Here is a 21,551-nt window from a genome sequence, read left to right on the forward strand (position 1 = left end):
ACAGCCGCTGGCTTCCACCACCTATATGGAAGCCAGCGGCACCAGCTTATCCACTCCACCTGACACCTAGGACACACACCATGAAAATCTCAGCTCGTTTCTATAAGACAACTGCGGTGCTCTCTATTGCAGGACTAGCCTTAGTCGCCTGTGGCGACGACGGCGGAGACACCCAACAAGAAGGCAACGGCGAAGCACAAGGCGGTCCCGTAACAATCGGTGTTTTCAATGGCTGGGATGAGGGCATCGCCGTCTCCGAGCTGTGGAAATACGTACTTGATCAAAAAGGCTACGACGTGAGCCTTGAATACGCTGACCCCGCGCCGGCGTTTTCTGGGGTCGCCTCAGGCGACTATGACTTCCTGATGGACGCGTGGCTGCCATCCACACACGAGGATTACATCGCTGAATACGGCGACCAGTTGGAAGACCTCGGTGTTTGGAATAATGAAGCCGCGTTGACTATTGCAGTCAACGAGGATGCGCCCATCACCTCACTGGATGAGTTGGCGGATAACGCCGCTGAATTCAATAATCAGTTGATTGGTATTGAGCCGGGTGCAGGCCTGACCCGCATTACCACCGATGAGGTCATTCCAACATACGGCCTCGAGGATATGGAATATACAACGTCCTCGACCCCGGCAATGTTGCAAGAACTTCGAACCGCCATTGATAATGGCGACAACATAGTGGTGACCCTGTGGCGACCACACTGGGCCTACGACGAGTTCCCCATCCGTGACCTGGAAGATCCAGAAGGCGCGCTAGGTGAAGCCGAAAGCATTCACACTTTTGCTAACCCAACCTTCGTGGAAGAAAACCCAGAAGTAGCCGAGTGGCTGCGCAACTTCGAGATGGATGGCGACACCCTCCACTCGCTAGAAAACCTCATGTTCAATGAGAACCCAGACACCGATGATTACCAACCAATCGTTGAAGAATGGGTAGCCGAGAACCAAGAATACGTTGATGGTCTGACCAACTAACCAGCCAGCCATCGACCCAGACAAAAGCCGTTGACTGCCACATAGCGTGGCAATCAACGGCTTTTGTCATGAGATACAGGACATTGGCGTTCGCTGGTGTGGAAAATTTCTGCGTTCAGTACACAGTTTCGTTCCAAGCCTTGTCTCGAAACACTTTCCGCACAGATCTTTGGCGATAATAAGCGTAGGGAATCCTAGCGAAAGGAATTACTTGGCAGCTTCGCTCTCAACGCGACAACAACTTTTGGCTGTAGGCCTCACAGCCAATGCCGGCTTTGTGGATGGCCTATTTTTCATCCACCTGGGTGGATATTTCGTATCGTTCATGTCGGGAAACTCAACACGTGCAGCGGCCGCTTTGGCTGAGGGCCACGTTCAGGAATGGTTCGCAGCAGCCCTGCTGATCTTTTGTTTCGTCGTCGGGGTGATGCTGGCATCTTTTGCTGTTCGTTTTGGCCCGAAACGTTTCCACCCTCCCGCAGAATCCCTGCTCTCTCAACAGGTAACGCCGCACGGTTCGGCAGTCTGGACAGCCTATTTGCTCATGCTGCTGGGCGGCATCACCGCCAGCATCCCAGTTCTTTCGCCATATGCTCCCTTTGTGATTGCCTCGGCCACCGGAGCGGTGAACGGAACCTTCACCCGACGAGGTGAGGTGACCGTCGGACTGACCTATATGACCGGAACACTGGTAAAAATGGGACAATCCCTGGCCTCGGCGATCGCATTGCGCTCCTCGGTCTATCTGTTCCGGTTCGTGCGATATCTGTTCTTGTGGTCGGCGATCGCCGTCGGCGCCCTGCTTGGTGCATGGGCTTACGTCGTCATGGGACTGTCTTCGGTCTGGTTAGCGGTTGTGGCCATGACCCTCTTGGCGATCATGCTCACCTGGCGAGTTCAACGACGCCACGAACGTCGTCTTCCACGTCCGCAGACTTCCTAGAGCCATGAAAGGTCTGTGGGGTCCTACCATCGGTCATGGTAGGACCCCACAAACTGTGAGCACACGAGGAAGTTGTGTTAGACGCTGACTTTCATCTCAGCGGCGAGATAGCGTTCATAGGCGGGTATGGTCAAGAAGTCCTCGAAGTTTTCTGACAGTGCTGATTCGGTAAAGAGTTCTTTTGCGTCATCGAGTCGATCGCCGTCATAACGAGTTAACGCTGCAAAGACGTCGTTGATTTTTTGTGTGACCCATTCAGCGGTGATCGGTTTCATGGAGCCATCTTCACGCTGGGCTTCGGAACCCGAGTGGATCCACTGCCAAATCTGGGAACGGGAGATCTCGGCGGTGGCAGCGTCCTCCATCAGTCCGTTGATCGCAGCGGCACCGGAACCGTTCAGCCAGGCATCCATGTAACGGATGCCGACTTCGATATTGGTTTCCAATCCGGCTTCGGTAATCGATCCGGTGGTGGCCTGCACGTTGAGTAGCCCCTGAGCGTAAGGGACTACGTCGTCGCGTTTATTGGTCCGAATCTGGTGTGGTGCATCGAGCAGGAGTTCGTCGAAGACCCCCATACAGATCGGCACCAGACCGGGGTGTGCTACCCACGAACCGTCAAAACCATCGTTGGCTTCACGAGTTTTATCTTCCCGAACTTTCGCCAGGGCTTCTTTGGTGCGTTCCGGATTGGAAGAATCGGGAATGAAAGCGCTCATCCCGCCGATGGCCGAAGCGCCACGTTTATGACAGGTATGGACTAACAGGTCGGTATAGGCCCGCATCATCGGTTGAGTCATGGACACGGCGGCTCGATCGGGCAGCACATATTCGGTTCCGGAGTCGCGGAAGGTTTTGATGATCGAGAAGATGTAATCCCAGCGTCCAGCATTCAGCCCGGCGGCGTGGTTGCGGAGCTGGTAGAGGATCTCTTCCATCTGGAAGGCAGCGGTGATCGTCTCGATCAACACGGTGGCCCGGATTGTACCCTGTGGGATGCCTAGGTAGTCCTGGGCTTTATTGAACACACAGTTCCACCAGCGAGCTTCCAGATGATGCTCGAGTTTCGGCAGGTAATAATAGGGTCCGCGACCTAATTCGACGAGCTTGTCCGCGTTATGGAAGAAGTACAGCCCAAAGTCCATCAGCGAACCTGACAGCGGCTGGTCGTCGATGAGGATATGTGATTCTTCTAGATGCAGCCCTCGGGGACGAACAATTATGGTCGGCATCTGCGCCAGTGCTGGTTTCTTCAACCGATACGCTTTGCCGTGTTCCGAGGTGAAGTCAATGTCGTGTCGGATGGCGTCGTAGAGATTGACCTGACCGTTGACCATATTGGTCCAGTATGGTGACGAGGCGTCTTCGAAATCGGCCAGCCAGCACTTTGCACCTGAGTTCAAAGCGTTGATGGTCATTTTGCGATCGACCGGACCGGTGATTTCGACTCGACGATCTTTGAGACCTGGAGCCAGGGGAGCGACCCGCCATGAATCATCTTCACGAATGCTGCGCGTGGATTTCTCGAAATCAAGCGGTTGACCGGCTGCCACCTTGGCCCGAGCGTCTTGGCGTGCGTCGAGCAGTTCAAGACGGCGCGGGTTTTGTTTGGTGTGCAGATGAGCCAGGAAATCTAGGGCTTGATCGGTGAGGACTTCGCGCTGCCGTGCATCCAGTTCACCGAACACGGTCACATCGATGCCTTCAGGTGTTGTGTGGTGGATAGTTGACGATGCCATGGCGGGTGCTCCTTATCTGGTCTAGGCGAACTAGAACTGTTGTGCTTCGGTCGAATCAGCCAAAGCGGTGGTGGAAGATTCTGGGTTAACGGTGGTGGAGATGATGTCGAAGTAGCCAGTGCCAACTTCGCGCTGGTGACGGGTAGCGGTGAAACCGTCTTTTTCTGCTGCGAACTCGGCTTCTTGCAGCTCAACGAATGCTGACATCTGGCGGTCTGCATAACCCTTTGCCAGATTAAACATCGAGTAGTTCAGCGAGTGGAAACCAGCCAGCGTAATGAACTGGAAGGTATAACCCATCGATGCCAGCTCGCGCTGGAATTTGGCGATGGTTTCGTCATCCAGGTTGGCTTTCCAATTGAATGACGGCGAGCAGTTGTAAGCCAGCATCTGGTCCGGGAACTCGGCTTTGACGGCTTCGGCAAACTGACGAGCCACATCCAGATCAGGCGTGGAGGTTTCCATCCACAACAAATCGGAGTACGGTGCGTAAGCCTTAGCACGGGCAATCGAGGGTTCCAGACCGTTTTTGATGTAGTAGAAACCTTCAGAAGAGCGTTCCCCGGTCAGGAATTGATGATCGCGTTCATCAATGTCGGACTGCAGTAAAGTAGCGGCTTCGGCGTCGGTGCGTGCCACGATCAGTGAGGAAACACCGGCGACGTCGGCGGCTAGGCGTGCAGCGTTGAGGGTGCGCACGTGATGCGAAGTTGGGATCAGGACTTTACCACCCAGGTGGCCACATTTCTTTTCGGATGCGACCTGATCTTCCCAGTGCACCCCCGCAGCGCCGGCGTTGATCATCGATTTCATGAGTTCGTATGCATTCAGGGGACCACCAAAACCGGCTTCGGCGTCAGCAACAATGGGGACCAGGTAATCTTCAACGGTCTGGATGCCTTCTGCCCATTCGATTTGATCGGCACGCATCAGCGCATTATTGATGCGACGAACGACTTGCGGCACCGAGTTGGCTGGGTACAGGGACTGGTCAGGGTAGGTATGGCCTGACAGGTTGGCATCGGCGGCAACCTGCCAACCAGATAGGTAGATCGCCCGCAGGCCAGCTTTGACTTGCTGGACAGCCTGGCCACCAGTCATCGCCCCCAGTGCATTGGTGAATTTGCCTTCGGTATGCTCGCTGGTGAGTTGGTCCCAGAGTTTCTCCGCGCCACGTTTCGCCAGGGTGTGTTCTTCCTGAACGCGACCGCGAAGTCGCACGACTTCTTCGGCTGTGAAGTCGCGGGTGATGTTGGCCCACCGTGGATTAGAATTCCAGTCTTCTTGGATCTGGTCAGCTGCCGCCTGGATTGCCTGTGTGTTTGCCTGTTCCATGGTTCTCCCTAATTCACAGTTCGTTTGATGTTGCAGAGGTCCGGTACTTCCAAAGAAGCCTTGACTAGGTAGCTCATTGCTACTGTGCAATCGGTGTAGGAACTACTTTGCCGTGGTTCACAAGCGGAAAATAGACGCCTAGGCAGAAAAGAATTGCCAAAATTTCCGTAACGAAAGGTTTTCTGGATTTTCAAGCCAAATGCGGGTGGGTGGCGAGACCGTGTCGTAAGTTAACAAAATATTGATGAATCTTACTTAGATAAAATCTAGCTATTTTGTTTGAGATTACTACTTCTGTGGAAAAGCGGACGAGAAGTTGTCGAAAATAATTTGCGAATATCGGCTGACAGCGGCGCATTACTGCTGGACGGCTGTCCGGTGGAGGGGTGATTTTTGCCTTAGGTCTGTGAATAAAGCCTGATGTTGACTAAGCTGCCCATATGACTTCACTCACCGGTCCTGATGCAAGTGCACGGCAAGATACTGAGGCGATTCCACAATCCTCGATCGACCCGGTCATTCTGGGATATCGATTGCGACATTTTCGTACCGCTGCTTCCTTGACCCTGGACGAGTTAGCGGAAAAGGTCGGTGCTACAGCTTCTCATCTATCGATGATCGAAAATGGCAAGCGCGAACCGAAGTTGTCATTGCTGACCGAGGCTGCAGAACATCTGGGTGTCGAGATTGCAGATCTCTTACAGCCCGAGGCCCCGTCTGCTCGTGCGGCATTAGAAATCTCGGTCGAAAAAGCACAACGTACTCGGCATTGGCAGGCGATGGGACTTCCGATCATTCGGGTCTCTTCGCGGATGCCCACCGAAGTTCTCGAAGTTATTGACGGACTGACCCGTGAACTACGTCGCCAGCACGCCGAACAAGCCGCAACTCCAGAAGAAGCTCGCCGAGCCAATGTTGCGATGCGAAAAGAACAGCGGGAGCGCAATAATTACTATGCCGAGCTGGAATCTCAAGCCAATGAACTCTTGGCCGCCGTGGGCCACGACGCCGGCCCATTGTCCTATCACGCGATAGCTGACATCGCCGATCACCTGAACTTCGAACTGCGATTCATTTCCTCGTTGCCGCACTCGACACGTTCCGTGACGGACCTCAAGAATCGCATTATCTTTCTTGCAGATGCACGCAATCCAGATCATGATCCACGATCTGTGGCGCTCCAAGCACTCGTCTCGTATGTATTAGGTCATGGGGAGCCGGTGGACTATAAGGATTTCCTCCGCCAGCGGGTCTATACCAACTACATGACGGCCGCGCTCATGATGCCCGAGAAACCTCTGGTCAAAATGCTTAGGCAGCGCAAAGAGAACCGCGATATCGCAATTGAAGATATTCGAGACGCCTATTCAGTTTCGTATGAATCCGCCGCGCACCGATTTACCAATGTGGCGACCCGTCATCTGGAAGTTGAATGTCACTTTCAAAAAGTTCACGAATCGGGTGTGCTGCATAAGGCCTATGAAAACGATGGGGTGAATTTTCCAGTCGATTCCATCGGGGCCATCGAAGGTCAAGCTGCCTGTCGGTATTGGACATCGCGGGAAGTCTTCAACACAAGTGATCGTTTTAGACCGTTCAACCAGTACACAGATACGGTTGTAGGCACCTTTTGGTGCACGGCCGTGGTGGAGCCATCGCAGTCGTCGCTATTTTCTTTATCGGTGGGGGTTCCCTTTGAACAAGCACGGTGGTTCCGCGGAGCCGATACCGCAGAGCGCTCACGGTCGCATTGTCCAGATCCAACCTGTTGCCGCACTCCGTCGCCAGAGCTGGAAGCACAATGGGGCGGCTATGCCTGGCCTGCAGCACGCACCAATGCGCACATGTTGGCCGCAATGCCGCCCGGCGCTTTCCCAGGGGTTGACGACGTTGCCGTGTATGAGTTTTTAGCTACTCAAGAACATTTCCATCAGTGAGCGAATTTCGCCGCTATGCGCCTTGCCCAACCCGGGCGCCGCTGTTAAGGTAGGTATTACTAAACTATTAGCGACAGCTGTGTCCTTTTCCGGTTTATCTTGCACAGCTCGTTGTCCTACCGAACGAAAGGTGCCCACCGCACATGCGTCTGACCCTTGGTAAATTCGTTGTTCACCCTCAGCACGGTCCTGCGGAGGTCGTTGAGCGTAAAACCAGGAAGGTCAAAGGTGAAGACGTCGAATACGTGGTGCTGGAAGTAGAAGATCAGCGCCTCCAGATCGCCGTTCCCGAAGACAGCCTGTCAGAAATTGGCGTCCGTGATTTGGCCAGCCACACTCGGTTGCGCAAACTGATGTCGCTGCTTGCCAAGACCGGTGACAAACTCGAAAAGCAGTGGTCCCGTCGTCTGAAAGCTCTGCGCGAGAAACTCGCCACTGGTGACCTCGACAACGTCGCAGAAGTCGCCCGTGACCTCTACCGTCGTCAGCAGGAAAAAGACCTGTCCATGGCGGAACGCAACCTGTACCAGGAAGCCAAAGACATGCTCGTGGCAGAGGTTGCGCTCGTGCTGGATGTTGACCACGAAGAAGCAGAACGCACAATCGATGGTGCCATTGATGGCGTCCCGTTGACTCGTCTGGGCCTGGATCGCGGCAAAGACAAGAAATAATAAGGATTTACACAAAAGCGGTTTCGAGAGATCGGGGCCGCTTTTGTGTTGCTAGGAAAACTCGGCGATGGGTGCACCGAGCAAGTGCTCATCAGGTAGCACTCCCAAACCGGGGCCCTCAGGAACTGGGGTAACACCGTCGACGACACGCACCGGGTTGCGCGGATCATAGGTCGGCCCAGTAAATGGTTCAGCGATCCACGTGCCTTCATATAGGTCAGGACGGACCGTCGCGCCCACGTGGACACATGCTGCAGCGATAATATCCCCACCCCACGAATCATCAACCGTGTGGGGCATCGAACGAATCTGACAGACGTCTCGCACCAATGACATGGGTCGAATGCCGCCCACTCGGGTGACCTTCATGCCGAAACCATCACAGAGCTGCTGCCCCACGGTGTGCAAGACGACCGAGGTATTTTCTGTGGATTCGTCCAGATACACCGGATGACGCACCCGCTGCCGGACCGCTACATTCTCTTCCAGCATGTTACACGGTTGTTCTAAGATAAACGGAATATCTTCGCACTGACTACTGAGCTCTATGACATCGCGCATCAGCATGCCTCGGTTGGCATCTACGACCAGTCGAACGGCGCCCCGGACCCGTTGTGCTACGGCCCTGACGGCAGCAATATCGTCCTGGACCGGCCTGCCACTAATTTTCAACTGCAGACGTCGATATCCTTCTGCAACACGCATCGCTGCGGTCTCAGCGGTAGCCTCGGGGCTCCCAGCACTGATCGAGAAATACGCGGGCACCCGATTAGTCAGTGCCCCACCAATGAGCTCTGCCACCGGGACATTGAAAAATTTACCCGTCAGATCATGGGCAGCAATATCAAGGGCAGCTTTGGCATAGTTATGCCCGGTCAACAGGCCATCCATCCGATGATGCAAGACCCCGATCTTCGTCGGGTCAGCTCCGATAAGGCCTTGGGCCATTTGGATCAGGGCGGCTTGAGCGCCGAGTGCATGCTGTGGTTGATACACCGGGCCCACCGGGCAGGTCTCACCCCAGCCGACCAGCCCGGTGTCGCTGGTAATCTTCACCAACGTGCTCTGCAGCGTTGTGATTGCACTGTGTGACATTCGGTACATACCCTGGGCCACGGTGAGATCGTGCGTGTAGATCGCTATGTTGGTGATGCGCATGCTCAATCCTTAGGGTCATCCACCAGTAGCGTGTGCCCATGAGCTTACCCGCGTCGGCTACAGACCCCAAGGTTGAAAATTGCTCCTGACTACCGGTCAGCCTGATCGTCGTCGTTATTGTCGCGATGTACTACGGATAATGACCGACGCAGCACTTTACCGTCCTCAACAGATTCCACGTGTTTTTCGCTTTGTTTCTCCACGGTGGACACGGAACGTGGACGGATCTGGACGTGTTCTTCCGCAGGGATACCGGCAACCAGCTGCCGTGCACGAAGGATTTCGACGTCGATTTCAGCGCCCAACAGGATCACGATATTGAAGATCCAGATAACGAATAGGATCGCCATCAATGTACCAATCGCACCGTATGAGGAGTATGACGCGAAGTACGTCAGGTAGATGATCATTGCGACCCCTGCCAGCACAATACCGATCACGGCGACGATTGCCCCGAGGGATAACGGTTTAAACTTTCGTTCAACATTGCCGCTGAAGTGGTACAACACGCCAAGCATCAGGATCAGCAAAATCAACACCACGGGATACTTCACCCATTCCCATATGGGCAGGAACGACTCCGTGAGTGTCGTCAGGGCCTCCTGGGCACCGAAAACTTGGGCAATCGGTGCGAACACGGCATCAATAATGGTTTTATTCAACGCCAACGATACAAGCGCAGCAACCACGGTCACCACCATGATCAGCGTGATGAGCAACGTCGTGAGATAAAATTTGACCTTCGAACGGCCCTCGACCACACCATAGATCTCGTTAATATTGCGCGCGAACGCTTGGACGTATTTTGAGGCCGACCACAGTGCGACCACAGTACCGATGATCAGCGCGATGACCCCGCCGGACACCGACTGGGTCATTGTGGTGACGAGATTGAGCGCCAGATCCTGATACTCAGCCGGCACGGTCTGAGTGACTAGGTCTTGGGCAAAGTTTTCGACCTGGTCTGCGGCAGAAGCCAAAAAGAGCGTCATGGTCGAAAAGACGGCGAGCAGCAGGGGAGCCAAAGACAGCACAGCGAAGTACGTCAGAATTGCTGCCCGGTCTGTACCTTTATCAACCGTGAATTGTTTGATCGCACGGATCATGGCGTATTTGAACGCAGCACCCGGTAATCTCTTGGCGGGTTTACGATCTTGTGGATCATTCAGCGCCCGTTGTTCTGCAGCAATCGTACGTTCCAGTTTGTGATGGATACTCACGGCGTCCCGCTTTCTGTCGACGACACGTTGATTATCTCCAGTGTAGAAAGTTGAGCAGGCTGATGACAGCTGTCAGAGCCTGAAAAATCTATGAGTATATCTTGACCGCTACACTTTCAGTCCAGGAGGCAGAAATGATGATCGCATTTATTGGCACCGGCGGAACCATCGCAAACCGCGGTACCGCACCGGATAACTTTGTGGATTACCTCGACATCGGCACGGTCATGCCGGCCAATGAATTATTGGCCGTGCACCCCGAAATGCAAGAGATCTCACAGATCCGTGTCGAGCCCTTTGGGACGCTTCGGTCCAAATATATGACCTCGGCTCAGTGGTTGCAGCTGGCTGAGCGCCTCACCTCGGTTTTAGCCGACGATGACATCCGCGGGGCGGTGGTATCCCATGGTACCGGAACATTAGAGGAAACGGCCTGGTTTTTACATTTGACGGTCAATTCTGCCAAACCGATTGTGCTGGTAGGTGCGCAACGTCCCGGGATCACCCTGGGCTCGGATACGCCGTTGAATCTACTGGATGCGTTTCGGGTGGCGGCTCATCCACAGTCTTGTGGCATTGGGGTCACGGTTGTGATGAATCGGCAGATTCACAGCGCTCGCGATGTGGCCAAGGTGGCCAACCACCGGCTCGATGCACTGCAGTCTCCGGTGCGTGGTCCGCTTGGGGTGCTTCATGCTGATCACACCGTGGAATATTGGCGAACACCTGTGCATCCCCACACCACCGCGTCAGCCTTTGTTGACCTTGGCACGCCGTTGCCGCGAGTTGATATGGTGCACGCGTATACGGATGCCGATGCGACGGCGTTGGAAGCGTTTCGTGCAGCAGGTGCCACCGGGCTGGTCGTGGTGGGGTATCCACCCGGCACGCTGACCAAGCCATTAGATGACGCCGTGGATGCAGCGATTGCCGATGGAATCGTCGTCGTCCAAGCTAGCCGCGCATACTTCGAACGCGCCGTTATGGCACGTGCCGGGCTCATGGAGCGGGGACTGGTAGCCAATGGTGATCTGACCCCACAGAAAGCGCGCATCTTATTGCAGCTGGCTCTGGCACAGCGCATGGATCGTGCAGCGATTCGCGAGGTGTTCGGGACCTACTAGAAACTGGCTCAGATGGCGACCATGGCACCGAGACCGGCGATGACCCCGATGACGCCGAGCACGATGGCCACTAATAATCCCGACAGGGCGGGAAGGTACGGGGAGGCCAGTTGGGTGATGCCCCAACTGATGCCGGCAGCGGCGAAAACTACCGCGAGACCCGGTCAATCTTTTAACATGTAGGGCAGCTTCGCTGACCGCTCCTACAGTGAAATAGGAACACAGTCGATCTGCACGGTAGAATCTGTCAGAGCTAGTAAGCTGCTGGTCCACAATCCTCGTCAAAAGTAGCAAGAAAAACTTATGTCAAAAACGTCCAATCGGCGCAATAGTCGCCTGACAACACCGGTGATGATCACCTTCGTCGTCATCGCGGCGCTGCTCATCGCGTTGACCGTAGCCTCGGTGGTCAAAGCCATGACGCGCGGGGATGACCCCGTGGTGGTCAACGCCGTATTGACCGGCCAGTCCATGGAAGTGAACCGGACGACCGGACTTGATGTCATCCGGTTCCAGGCGGTGCGAGCACCATTACCGGCCGAAGAAGACGTCAGCGACACCCTCGATACGTGCATGGCAGCTGAAGCCCGGGAACACCTGGAAAGTCTTGCCGGCGAGGGGACTTCGCTCGAGGTGGAAATTGAGGCCTATGCGAATGCTCCGAACGGGGAATTGTGGGCGCAGATCTACCAGGGCGGCAGTGATTTGGGCGTAAAAATGGTCGAAGCCGGCTACGCTGTGGTTGATCCGGCGTCGGTGGATGATCCCAAAAAACTCGATGCCATGGTGGCCGCACAAAATAAAGCCCGACATGACGAGCTGGGCATCTTTTCGACCGACGCCGAGTGCACCCTGCCGTCTCGGGTCAAACCCGTTCTAGAAATGCTTGAAGACCTGCCAGCTTCCCCACGTGCTAACGACGTCACCGAGTTGACCAAATATCTTGGCGAAATGAACAGTATTCGTTCGGATGCCCAACAGACGGTGGCGATGCTCTCAGCCATTCCAGATACCGAAAACGACGATTCGGTTGCGGCTCTTGCCTGGGGCGAAGCCAAGCAGGAATATATTGATGCGATCGACAACCACCTGGAAGAAATTCGGGGGTTGATTGAGGACGCCCAAGCGAAACGTGCTGATCTACAAGGCATCGACGCCCCAGAACCTGAGCCAGCACCTGAGCCTGAGCCTGAGGAAGAGTCCGAACCGCAGCAAGAAGAACAGCCACAAGAAGCTGAAGAATCCTCTGCTCCTGAAGCATCGGCTGAGACACCTGAGGAACAACCCGAGGAGTCAGCAGCAACGGATGCGGCTTCGGCGGCTCGGCTTGAACTCCAAAACGAGCAGCTAGGCTCCAACGGCGACGCCGCCGACGAGGCCACCGAATAACTCAGCCCCAAAAGCCTGGTCAACACAGGAGTTGACCAGGCTTTTGTGTACCTGAAATGTTGAACACCCAAGTAAGCCTCAGATAGTTCACGTTCCCAAGTGACTAGGCAGCGAGAACTCTTCCAGGAAATTCAAAGAATTGTGTGGGCGGCGTCATAGGTCTGCTGTGTTAGATTGACGCGCAACAGTCCCGTGCGGCTGTCTTGTGCAGCGCAGGAGGAGATGATCAATGCCCTCTCATATATTTGTGCTCGGCCTGGATGACCTGGGTAGAGCAGAACTGGCCACGCTTCCTGACGCCGCGGATTTCGTGTTCCACGGACTGATGACCTTAGACGAACTGCAAAGCGGCACGATCGATTTACCGGCGCTCTTGCACAAGGCTCAGCGGCAACTGGATACCTTTGACGGGACGATCGACGGGATTGTCGGATACTGGGATTTTCCCATCAGCCTGATGGTGCCGATCCTGTGTGCTCGATACCATCTGCCCTCCAAGAACCTGGACGCCGCAGTCAAATGCGAACATAAATATTGGAGCAGACTGGAACAACAACGCTTTATCGATGAATACCCAAAATTTGATCTGATCGATTTTAACGATCCGAAAGCCACCCTGCCAGCGCACATGTCGTATCCGGTGTGGGCAAAACCCATCAAATCGTTTTCCTCCGAGGGAGCCTACCGAGTGACCTCTGATGAGGAACTGCAAGCGGTATTAGCCAAGCGCCGCGAATCTCCTGAACGTGCCGGACCGGCCTTTGACGAAATCTTAGCCAGGCTTGAGCTACCTGAAGAGATTGCGGCAATTCCTGGCGGCTCCTACATGGTGGAAGAAGCCGCAACGGGCAGCCAATGCACGATCGAGGGCTATAACTGGGACGGCGAGGTGTACCTGACCGGCATCGTGGATTCCCTGCACTACGAGAACTCCTCGAGCTTTTTACGCTATCGCTATCCTTCGGAATTACCACAAGACGTGCGCCAGCGTATTCACTCGGTGACCCAGCGCGTGATGACGGGGCTGGGATTGCGCAACAGCACGTTCAACGTCGAGTACTTTTGGGACCCCGACACGGATCGCCTGGTCTTATTGGAAGTGAACACCAGGCATTCCCAGTCGCATGCGCCGCTGTTTCGGTATGTTGACGGGTTGACCAACCACGCCCAAATGATTGACCTGGCCCTGGGACGCAAACCACGCCAGCCGGTGGGCGAAGGATATTTTGAAACCGCGTCCAAATGGATGTACCGCTGGTTTGCTGACGGTACCGTGCGCAAGCTTCCCAGCGCCCGCGAGATCGCGGAACTGGAGCAGCGTTATCCTGGAACCATCATTGAACTCGACGTCACCGAAGGACAGCGACTGTCCAATAGTTTCAGCCAGGATAGTTACAGCTACATGTTGGCCACCATTTACACCACCGGCCAGACCGACCAGCAAGCCGTGGAGATATACGAGGCCTGCGTCAACGCCCTGCAATTCGAAATCGAAAACTGTTAGGACCACGATGCGAAAAGTCACGACACTGCCATATGAAATTGAAGAGACCCAGCACCTGTGGATCCCGATGTCCGACGGGACCCGCTTAGCAGCCCGCTTGTGGAAGCCCACCAATGCGCACCAGGAACCGGTTCCGGGCATCGTTGAGATGATCCCGTATCGCAAACGCGACCTGACCGCAGTGCGCGATTCGATGCACCACCCCTACATCGCCGGACACGGTTATGCCTGCCTACGCGTTGATCTGCGCGGCAGCGGGGATTCCGAAGGCGTGCTGACGGATGAGTACTTAGAACAAGAACTTCAAGACGTCGAAGAAGTGCTGGCCTGGTTGTGCGGCCAGCCATGGTGCAGTGGCCGCACCGGGATTATGGGTATTTCGTGGGGCGGTTTCAACGGTTTGCAGGTTGCTGCTCGGCGCCCCGAAAGCCTAGGAGCCATCGTCACCGTGTGTTCCACTGACGATCGCTATACCGACGACGTTCACTACATGGGCGGGTGCCTGCTCACCGACAACCTGTCCTGGGCCTCGACGATGTTCGCCTATACCTCGGCGCCACCCGACCCCGAACTGGTGGGCGATAAGTGGCGCGACATGTGGCTTGAGCGCTTGGATAATTCGGGGCTGTGGTTAGAAACCTGGTTACAACACCAGCGCAAAGACAACTACTGGCGTCACGGGTCCATCAACGAAGACTATAACGACATCGAAGTCCCCGTATTTGCTGTCAGCGGCTGGGCCGACGGGTATTCCAATGCGGTCTTTCGACTGCTGCGCGGTCTGAAATCACCAACCCGTGGACTCATCGGGCCCTGGAGCCACAAATACCCGCACCTGGGCCAGCCCGGTCCGGCGATCGGGTTTCTTCAAGAAGTCGTCACCTGGTGGGATCACTGGCTCAAAGACCGCATCGATAATGGTGCAATGGACGGCCCACAATTGTCGATCTGGATGCAAGACACCGTCAAACCGGCCACCACCTATGACAACCGACCCGGCCGATGGGTGGGGGAGCGCACCTGGCCCAGCGACCGGATCGTAGAAACCCGGTACCCGTTAGGGCGTCGTCGTATTCTATTTTCCGAAGAGGAACGTGCCGCGCTACCGGTGAGCCCAAAACTCACGGTGGAATCTCCGCTGTCAGTGGGCCAATTTGGCGGTAAATGGTGTTCATATAACGCCCCACCCGATATGCCGTATGACCAGCGCGAAGAAGACGGCGGTGCACTGGTCTTTGACAGCGACCCGCTGCCACACCCGCTCGAAGTTCTGGGCCAGCCGATTGTTGAGCTAAGACTCTCGGCCGATGAACCGTTGGCCATGGTGGCGGTGCGGATTTCTGATGTCGCCCCGGATGATGCAGCAACCCGGGTGAGCTACGGCATTTTGAATCTCAACCATTACGATGGCGCTGATCAACCCAAGCCGCTGACCAAGGGTGAAGAACACACCTATCAGGTGAAACTCAACGGTTTGGCTCAGTCGTTTCCGGCCGGTCACCGGCTGCGGGTCTCAGTGTCGACGTCGTACTGGCCCGTGGTGTGGCCCTCGCCAGCATCGGTGCGCCTGACCATTGACCCGATGACTAGTTCTCTGATCCTGCCGGTGCGACCGGCTCACGAGGCCGAGGACGATGACCCGGCCATGATGCCCGTGTTCGATCGGCCAGAAGCGGCCAAACCACTCAAAACCGTGCAGATGGAACCCGGGGAGCAGGACTGGTCGGTGAGTCGCAATCTGGTGGATCTAACCGGCAAGCTGGAAGTCATCAAAGACCTGGGTGTGGTTCGGTTCAAAGAAATTGATTTGGATGTCACTCGGCGCGCGGTGGAACGCTACACTTTTCGCGATTCCAAACCAAATTCGGTGCGCGGGGAAACCGAATGGGTCATGGGATTCCAACGCGATGACTGGTCGATTTACACGTTTACCAAAACCGTGCTGACCTCCACGCCCGAGACCTTCCATATCTATGCGGAACTTGACGCCTACGAGGGAGAACGTAGGGTGAGATCCAAGACCTGGACGACCACAATCGACCGGGATTTCATCTAAGGATTGGAGCACGCCCTTGGACATTTTGTCCGGACGCACCCTGCTACGCCCCACCAACCCGACCCGCAGCCAGGCGTTTTATCGCGATACGCTCGGGCTGGCGATCTACCGGGAATTCGGACCGCCCGATGCTCCCAGCCTGGTGTTTTTCTACGGCAACGGGATGTTAGAGGTCGCAGGACATGCGACCCCACAAGCTGAGGGCACCAATTCAATGGTGTCTTTGTGGCTGCAGGTCCGCGACGTCGAAGCCGAATTTCAGCGCTTGCGTGACTTGGGTGTCACCACGGTGCGCGAACCGCGCACCGAGCCCTGGGGCCTGATTGAGGCCTGGATTGCGGATCCCGATGGTATCCAAATTGTTCTGGTGCAGATTCCGGTGGATCATCCGCTGCGCCGTGACCAACGACCAATCGAGACTCTGCAATAAAAAATCGTTGCCCCGAGAAATCTCGGGGCAACGATGCTGCAATGCGGTCGATGCTGGGGCTAGGCTTTCTTGCGCAGTCCGCCCTGCCACATCACGTCATACGGGGTGGCAGCTGAGATCCGCTGGCCGATTCCCGCGGTCACAAAGTCCTTGGCGCGCTCGGCGGCCTGCAACGGTGTGCGACCCTTCGCCAATTCAGCGGTTACAGCGGCGGCCAGCGAGCAGCCAGCACCCGATACGGCGTGGTTGCCAATCTTGGCGACCCCCAGGACCTCCAGGTTTTCGCCGTCATAAAACACGTCCACGGCTTCTGGACCATCCAGGCGCACCCCACCTTTGGCCAGCACCGCAACGCCGGATTCATCATGAATCTTGCGAGCGGCATCTTTGAGATCGGCCAGGTTGGAGATCGTCATGCCGGATAGCTGTTCGGCTTCAAAATGGTTCGGGGTGGTCACGGTCGCCAGCGGCAACAGTTTGGCTTTCAGCGCTTCATCGGTGTCTTGGGCGGCACCGGGTTCCTGACCCTTACAGATCAGCACCGGATCTAAGACCACGTTTTTCCACTGTTGGGATTGCAGGGCATTGGCGACGACGTCGATGGTGTCAACCGAACCCATCATGCCCAGTTTGACGGTGTCTAGCTGGCCGGAAAAGTTCGCCTGAATGGCCTCCAGCTGGTGGGCCAACACGGTGGGGTCAATGCGGGTGAATCGGTGATTCCAGTCATCGGTGGGATCATATGCCACGATGCAAGTCAGCGCGGCGGTCCCGTAGGTTCCCAGTTCTTGGAAGGTGCGCAGATCCGCTTGTGCACCGGCACCACCGGTTGCTTCAGAGCCCGCGATGGTCAGCGTGACGGCAGGTGAATGAATACTATACATGCCGCCCATCCTATATGGCCTAGGCCAATGTTTCTGAATTTATGCGCTCAGATAACGCAGCCACTATTCGGTGCTGTCAGCGGTGGATTCACCGGCCGGTTCGATGACGTGGACAAATGAGCTGGCCGTCCACCGCCCAAGCGCCATGAGAATGGCGGCGGGGAAACCAACCAGTGGAATCAGCAGCGGGATCAGTCCCTCGCCGCCGGCCAATAAGACGGTCAGCCCATAGAGCATCCCGATTACCGCATAGGCCAAAATGTGCACCGATTGGTTCAGCTGGTATCGCAGTAACCAGTTGGTCAACAGCGCCAATGGCAGCCCAAGAATCAGACCCGACAGCCCCACAATGGTCAGCAGCGGCGTCATATCTCCCACGGTATCGGACAGTGGTAGCAAATTCAGGATGACGACGATCCCGGCCATGACAATGTTGGGGACCAACCAGGCCAATAAGAAACCATAGATCGACATTGACAGCCGAGCCTTGGGTTCGGTGTTTTTGCGACGTTTGGGTGTGGAATCGTATTTTTCTGGGACGGGTGTGGTCACAACGGGCCTTCAAACTGGTGCAACAGGGACTAACTGCCCCAATTGTAATCTCTTTTGGTGGGGCACGAGTAGGCTGTGTGGTTATGGCAACAACTGGATCGAGAATACCGGCTTGGACCGTGGTGGTCGCCACGGGCATTCTTGCGGCAATGCACGTGTGGAAACTTCCCTCTGCTCTGGATTTTATCCGAGCTGACCTGGGCATTGACCTGGTGGCTGCCGGTGCGCTGGTCGGTGTGGTCCAGCTGGCCGGCGCGCTGGGCGGACTGGCCGCTTCGGTGGTAGCGGAACGCATCGGTTCAAAGAACACGTTGCTTATCGGACTGGTACTGGCGGGCCTGGCTTCGGTGGCCGGTGGATTCGCCACCAGTGCAGCCTGGCTGATGACCACACGCGCCATTGAAGGCGTCGGGTTCATTCTCATTACGGTTGTCGCCCCCGCACTGGTGCGCGTGTTAGCACCGCAAGACAAAGTCAATAGCGCCATGGGATGGTGGGGTGCTTTCCAGGGGATCGCCCTGTTTCTGGGTGTCGGGATCTCTGCGGTGTTACTCAATGCCACCACCGTGTCCTGGAATATCTGGTGGTTCATCATGGGTGCGGCCACGCTGGGGTTCCTTCCGGTTGTTGCGACCATCGTGCCCGCCGATCCGCCCGGAGCGGTGCACCTGAGACGGATCGGTCGCATTATTTTGACGTCGATCAAAACCCCATTGCCGTGGGCGCTGGGGCTGATCTTTGCCAGCTACACCCTGCAGTGGGGTGCGATCCTGAGTTTCTTGCCCACCATCTTTGGCGAAGCCAACATCGACACCGCCATCGATGCGGCCATCATCATTGGTCTGGCCACCGCCGTCGTCGGCGGGGTCAATGGTGTGGCCAATATTTTCACCGGAATCCTCTTGCAGCGCGGCCACCCGCCCCGCCGCCTGCTGATCACCGGGCTGACCACCATGGCGATCATGTCGACCCTGGTGTTTGCCCCCGACTGGGCCCAGGTGCCCGGCACCGTCATTTGGGCCATGATCGCCGCAGCAATATTCTCATTCGTCGGAGCGCTGGTCCCAACCACCGTCACCCGCCAGGCCGTGGACATTGCTCCCGAAGGTGGCTCACCGTCGGCAGTTATTGGGCTGATCACCCAGATGTTCAACCTGGCAAACTTTCTGGGCCCGGTGATCCTGTCGGCCATCGCCGCGGCGGCCGGTACGTGGCAGCTGTCTTGGACCATGACGGTCACGGCATCGGCGATGGGCATTATCCTCACCTTGATCTTTGTGCCGCGCGGTGTGGAACCATTCAAAACCGGTGGCAAACTTTGACTACAATGTGCTTTCGAAGGAGTTTGGACGCCAGCTGGGGCAGCAGCTGAGTACGGGGCCGCAGAGGCCGTGACACCGTCGCGATATATCGTTTTGTAAAGGACGCTTCGTGACCGAAAAAACCCATGCCACTGAATCCACTCAGGGCAGTTTCGCACCCGTTGGATCACATATTTATCCGGTGCTATTCGCCATCATGGCCGTGGTGTTCATCCTGTCGAATATCGGTGCCGCAAAAGGTGTCCAGTTCGGCCCGATTTTGACCGACGGCGGGTTCTTCCTCTTCCCGGTCGCCTACATTGTCGGCGACATTATTTCGGAAGTCTATGGGTTCAAAGCCTCGCGCAGGGTCATCTTCACGACCTTTCTCATCTCAGCATTTGCCTCGCTGACCTACTGGATCATTATCATCCTGCCGCCGGCCGATTTTTATGATGGCCAAGCAGCCCTGGCCCGCACCCTGGGGCCGGTGCCGTTGATCGTGTTAGCCTCACTGGTTGGTTTTGCCGTCGGACAATTATCCAACGCCAAGATCATGGTGGCTATGAAACAGCGCAACGGGGAACGCTACCTGTTCGGGCGCATCGCGGCCTCCACCCTGGTCGGTGAACTACTGGACACGATCGCCTTCTCGGCGATTGCAGCAACCGTGATCGGCATTGAAACCTTCGGCCAATACGTGGTGTTTGTACTGGTGGGCTGGGTGTGGAAGACCGCCGTCGAACTGATCCTATCCCCGGTGACCATCTGGGTGATCAGCAAAGTCAAGGCTGCCGAACCGCACTACGGTGCGCTGGCCAACGCTTAAAAGACGTTGTGTGTCACCTCACGTTGCAAGCCGGAAGAAAACCTGGTGAGGTAGTGGATAAGAATCACGAGTGCTGATCAATGTAGCCCTGGCTGATCAGCCAGCAACCCTCTCGCCGTAGTGGGGTGCTCCAGGTGATGATTCGGCTAAGTTCAACCGTTCTTAGCAAGTATGGCGCCGTGCGCAACGCTGTCAGCCGACGCCACGAATCTTCAAGGAGTCTTACATGACGCAGACCATTACCTCATCTATACACTCCACTGACGACGTCGTTGTGACTCAACTCTGGGAATCCCTGACCCCGGTCTTTGCCGAAATTGCAGTCACCGCGCCGCAGCGTGACGCAGCGTGACGCCGCCGGTGGCATCGACACCACCCCGATTCAGGCCCTGCGTGCAGCCGGCTTTACCCGTCTCAGGGTACCGGTGGAATACGGTGGCTACGGGCTGACGCTGCCGCAGGCCTATGAATTTTTCGTAGCCTTGGCCGCCGCTGACTCCAACCTGGCCCAGGCATTACGCGCCCACTGGGGATTCGTAGAAGACCTGCTCTCCCGCCCAGCAGACCAGGCGGCGTTCACCCAACGGTGGTTGCCCCGGATTGGGGCCGGGCTGATTGTTGGCAATGCGATCACCGAGCGCGGCAACACTCATGGGCAGGCTGCCACCCGGCTGTCGCGCCGCGATGGACTGTGGGTCCTGAACGGTACCAAGTTCTACTCAACCGGCACCGGTTATGCCGACTCGATTCTGGTCGCTGCCACCGGTGACGACGACGAACCGGCCTCGCTGATTATTGCCGCCGATGCGCCCGGAGTCGAGATTGTCGACGACTGGGATGGTTTCGGCCAACGGCTCACGGCCTCGGGCACCACACACTTCCGCAACGTCGTGGTTGATGATGCCGATGTCTTCCCGCCCGGACACGGATTAGATTCCGGCGACCGGACCGCGTTTGGTCAGGCCACCTGGCAGACCGTTCACTTAGCCACCTTGGTTGGCATTGCCAAAGCCGTGCTGCGCGACGGTGTTGGCTACGTACAATCACGGACCCGCACATTTAGCCACGGTGCAGCCGACGCCGTGCAGCAGGATCCGCAAGTGCTGCAACTGCTGGGCGAATTGAGCGCCAAAGTTGCCGGTATTGAAACCATCTTCCGCGCGATCCCACCGGTGTTGGCCGAGCACTTCGCAGCTGATGCACGCGGTGAAGAACTCCCCGAAGCCGAGGTCGATGCCCTGTATGCGCAGGTGTATCAGGCCCAGCAGGTCATCGCCCCGGTGGTCTTAGAAATTGCAACCAAGATTTTTGAGGTCGGTGGTGCGTCTGCTACGTCACAGACGCGAGCTTTGGACCGACACTGGCGCAACGCTCGGGTGCTGGCCAGCCACAATCCGTTGATCTATCGGGCGCGCATTCTGGGAGATTACGTCGTCAACGGGGTCTCGCCGGAGCGGAATTACACCGTGGGCCAGGCCGCATCATAGACG

19 protein-coding genes and 1 riboswitch are annotated in these 21,551 nt (G+C 56.4%); of the genes, 13 read left to right on the top strand and 6 right to left on the bottom strand.

Features of this window, described 5'->3' with window-relative positions; translation table 11 throughout:
* Positions 1-80: 80 nt before the first annotated feature.
* Together A6F49_RS00180 and A6F49_RS00185 are read left to right on the top strand one after the other, a co-directional pair.
* Positions 81-989 carry a glycine betaine ABC transporter substrate-binding protein gene (locus A6F49_RS00180; protein ID WP_043056647.1) on the top strand — a complete coding sequence of 303 codons (909 nt, stop codon included), beginning with the start codon at positions 81-83 and terminating at the stop codon, positions 987-989.
* A 211-nt stretch (positions 990-1,200) separates the two neighbouring features.
* A complete protein-coding gene (locus tag A6F49_RS00185) occupies positions 1,201-1,932 on the top strand; it encodes a YoaK family protein (RefSeq protein ID WP_043056646.1) in 732 nt (243 codons plus the stop codon).
* Positions 1,933-2,009: 77 nt separating this feature from the next.
* Here A6F49_RS00185 and aceB read toward each other — a convergent pair whose 3' ends face one another.
* Together aceB and aceA are read right to left on the bottom strand one after the other, a co-directional pair.
* Positions 2,010-3,671, bottom strand: a complete 1,662-nt coding sequence (gene aceB, locus A6F49_RS00190; protein WP_043056645.1) for a malate synthase A — start codon at positions 3,669-3,671, stop codon at positions 2,010-2,012.
* A 30-nt stretch (positions 3,672-3,701) separates the two neighbouring features.
* Entirely contained in the window at positions 3,702-5,006 is a 1,305-nt protein-coding gene (aceA, locus tag A6F49_RS00195; RefSeq protein WP_043056644.1) for an isocitrate lyase, read from the bottom strand.
* 440 nt (positions 5,007-5,446) lie between these two features.
* On the opposite strand from aceA, the gene A6F49_RS00200 reads away from it, so the two are divergent.
* Both A6F49_RS00200 and A6F49_RS00205 read left to right on the top strand, forming a co-directional pair.
* Positions 5,447-6,943, top strand: a complete 1,497-nt coding sequence (locus A6F49_RS00200) for a helix-turn-helix domain-containing protein (protein ID WP_043056643.1) — start codon at positions 5,447-5,449, stop codon at positions 6,941-6,943.
* 143 nt (positions 6,944-7,086) lie between these two features.
* Positions 7,087-7,614 carry a CarD family transcriptional regulator gene (locus A6F49_RS00205; RefSeq protein WP_043056642.1) on the top strand — a complete coding sequence of 176 codons (528 nt, stop codon included), beginning with the start codon at positions 7,087-7,089 and terminating at the stop codon, positions 7,612-7,614.
* Between the two features lie 51 nt (positions 7,615-7,665).
* Here the strand turns inward: A6F49_RS00205 and A6F49_RS00210 are convergent, their stop codons facing one another.
* Both A6F49_RS00210 and A6F49_RS00215 read right to left on the bottom strand, forming a co-directional pair.
* Positions 7,666-8,772, bottom strand: a complete 1,107-nt coding sequence (locus tag A6F49_RS00210) for a mandelate racemase/muconate lactonizing enzyme family protein (protein ID WP_043056641.1) — start codon at positions 8,770-8,772, stop codon at positions 7,666-7,668.
* Positions 8,773-8,861: 89 nt separating this feature from the next.
* Positions 8,862-9,992 (bottom strand): YihY/virulence factor BrkB family protein, encoded by a 1,131-nt coding sequence (locus tag A6F49_RS00215; RefSeq protein ID WP_067605421.1) that lies wholly within the window; start codon positions 9,990-9,992, stop codon positions 8,862-8,864.
* Between the two features lie 134 nt (positions 9,993-10,126).
* On the opposite strand from A6F49_RS00215, the gene A6F49_RS00220 reads away from it, so the two are divergent.
* The 5 genes from A6F49_RS00220 to A6F49_RS00240 all read left to right on the top strand — a co-directional run bounded on the left by A6F49_RS00220 (position 10,127) and on the right by A6F49_RS00240 (position 16,495).
* A complete protein-coding gene (locus A6F49_RS00220; RefSeq protein WP_043056640.1) occupies positions 10,127-11,116 on the top strand; it encodes an asparaginase in 990 nt (329 codons plus the stop codon).
* Positions 11,117-11,419: 303 nt separating this feature from the next.
* A complete protein-coding gene (locus tag A6F49_RS00225) occupies positions 11,420-12,505 on the top strand; it encodes a thermonuclease family protein (protein ID WP_043056639.1) in 1,086 nt (361 codons plus the stop codon).
* A gap of 229 nt (positions 12,506-12,734) precedes the next feature.
* Positions 12,735-14,009: an ATP-grasp domain-containing protein gene (locus tag A6F49_RS00230; RefSeq protein WP_043056638.1), complete on the top strand. Its 1,275-nt coding sequence runs from the start codon at positions 12,735-12,737 to the stop codon at positions 14,007-14,009.
* A gap of 7 nt (positions 14,010-14,016) precedes the next feature.
* The gene (locus A6F49_RS00235) at positions 14,017-16,065 is read left to right on the top strand and encodes a CocE/NonD family hydrolase (RefSeq protein WP_043056637.1); all 2,049 of its coding nucleotides are present in this window, start codon (positions 14,017-14,019) and stop codon (positions 16,063-16,065) included.
* A gap of 16 nt (positions 16,066-16,081) precedes the next feature.
* Positions 16,082-16,495 (top strand): VOC family protein, encoded by a 414-nt coding sequence (locus A6F49_RS00240; protein WP_043056636.1) that lies wholly within the window; start codon positions 16,082-16,084, stop codon positions 16,493-16,495.
* Between the two features lie 59 nt (positions 16,496-16,554).
* Here the strand turns inward: A6F49_RS00240 and thiD are convergent, their stop codons facing one another.
* Together thiD and A6F49_RS00250 are read right to left on the bottom strand one after the other, a co-directional pair.
* The gene (thiD, locus tag A6F49_RS00245) at positions 16,555-17,379 is read right to left on the bottom strand and encodes a bifunctional hydroxymethylpyrimidine kinase/phosphomethylpyrimidine kinase (RefSeq protein WP_082911497.1); all 825 of its coding nucleotides are present in this window, start codon (positions 17,377-17,379) and stop codon (positions 16,555-16,557) included.
* A 63-nt stretch (positions 17,380-17,442) separates the two neighbouring features.
* The gene (locus A6F49_RS00250) at positions 17,443-17,931 is read right to left on the bottom strand and encodes a hypothetical protein (RefSeq protein WP_043056634.1); all 489 of its coding nucleotides are present in this window, start codon (positions 17,929-17,931) and stop codon (positions 17,443-17,445) included.
* Between the two features lie 83 nt (positions 17,932-18,014).
* Here A6F49_RS00250 and A6F49_RS00255 point away from each other — a divergent pair, with 83 nt between their 5' ends.
* From A6F49_RS00255 to A6F49_RS00265, 4 genes are all read left to right on the top strand, one after another.
* Positions 18,015-19,253, top strand: coding sequence for an MFS transporter (locus A6F49_RS00255; protein WP_043056633.1), 1,239 nt, complete (start codon positions 18,015-18,017; stop codon positions 19,251-19,253).
* Between the two features lie 109 nt (positions 19,254-19,362).
* Entirely contained in the window at positions 19,363-20,061 is a 699-nt protein-coding gene (locus tag A6F49_RS00260; protein ID WP_043056632.1) for a queuosine precursor transporter, read from the top strand.
* A gap of 62 nt (positions 20,062-20,123) precedes the next feature.
* Positions 20,124-20,239, top strand: a riboswitch (SAM riboswitch).
* Between the two features lie 48 nt (positions 20,240-20,287).
* Complete coding sequence (locus A6F49_RS18560) at positions 20,288-20,413, top strand: hypothetical protein (protein WP_268751157.1); 126 nt, start codon at positions 20,288-20,290, stop codon at positions 20,411-20,413.
* Entirely contained in the window at positions 20,400-21,548 is a 1,149-nt protein-coding gene (locus A6F49_RS00265) for an acyl-CoA dehydrogenase family protein (protein WP_052504644.1), read from the top strand. The genes A6F49_RS18560 and A6F49_RS00265 overlap by 14 nt, the downstream gene beginning before the upstream one ends.
* Positions 21,549-21,551: the final 3 nt, after the last annotated feature.

Source organism: Enteractinococcus helveticum, assembly GCF_001657475.1.
Classification (GTDB): domain Bacteria; phylum Actinomycetota; class Actinomycetes; order Actinomycetales; family Micrococcaceae; genus Yaniella; species Yaniella helvetica.

What these genes read in the sequence shown, in the direction of transcription:
- aceB (WP_043056645.1), bottom strand. Translation starts at nt 3,671, where the DNA reads ATGGCATCGTCAACTATCCACCACACAACACCTGAAGGCATCGATGTG.
- A6F49_RS00220 (WP_043056640.1), top strand. Translation starts at nt 10,127, where the DNA reads ATGATGATCGCATTTATTGGCACCGGCGGAACCATCGCAAACCGCGGT.
- A6F49_RS00180 (WP_043056647.1), top strand. Translation starts at nt 81, where the DNA reads ATGAAAATCTCAGCTCGTTTCTATAAGACAACTGCGGTGCTCTCTATT.
- A6F49_RS18560 (WP_268751157.1), top strand. Translation starts at nt 20,288, where the DNA reads ATGACGCAGACCATTACCTCATCTATACACTCCACTGACGACGTCGTT.
- A6F49_RS00255 (WP_043056633.1), top strand. Translation starts at nt 18,015, where the DNA reads ATGGCAACAACTGGATCGAGAATACCGGCTTGGACCGTGGTGGTCGCC.
- A6F49_RS00200 (WP_043056643.1), top strand. Translation starts at nt 5,447, where the DNA reads ATGACTTCACTCACCGGTCCTGATGCAAGTGCACGGCAAGATACTGAG.
- A6F49_RS00225 (WP_043056639.1), top strand. Translation starts at nt 11,420, where the DNA reads ATGTCAAAAACGTCCAATCGGCGCAATAGTCGCCTGACAACACCGGTG.
- thiD (WP_082911497.1), bottom strand. Translation starts at nt 17,379, where the DNA reads ATGTATAGTATTCATTCACCTGCCGTCACGCTGACCATCGCGGGCTCT.
- aceA (WP_043056644.1), bottom strand. Translation starts at nt 5,006, where the DNA reads ATGGAACAGGCAAACACACAGGCAATCCAGGCGGCAGCTGACCAGATC.
- A6F49_RS00235 (WP_043056637.1), top strand. Translation starts at nt 14,017, where the DNA reads ATGCGAAAAGTCACGACACTGCCATATGAAATTGAAGAGACCCAGCAC.
- A6F49_RS00230 (WP_043056638.1), top strand. Translation starts at nt 12,735, where the DNA reads ATGCCCTCTCATATATTTGTGCTCGGCCTGGATGACCTGGGTAGAGCA.
- A6F49_RS00205 (WP_043056642.1), top strand. Translation starts at nt 7,087, where the DNA reads ATGCGTCTGACCCTTGGTAAATTCGTTGTTCACCCTCAGCACGGTCCT.
- A6F49_RS00210 (WP_043056641.1), bottom strand. Translation starts at nt 8,772, where the DNA reads ATGCGCATCACCAACATAGCGATCTACACGCACGATCTCACCGTGGCC.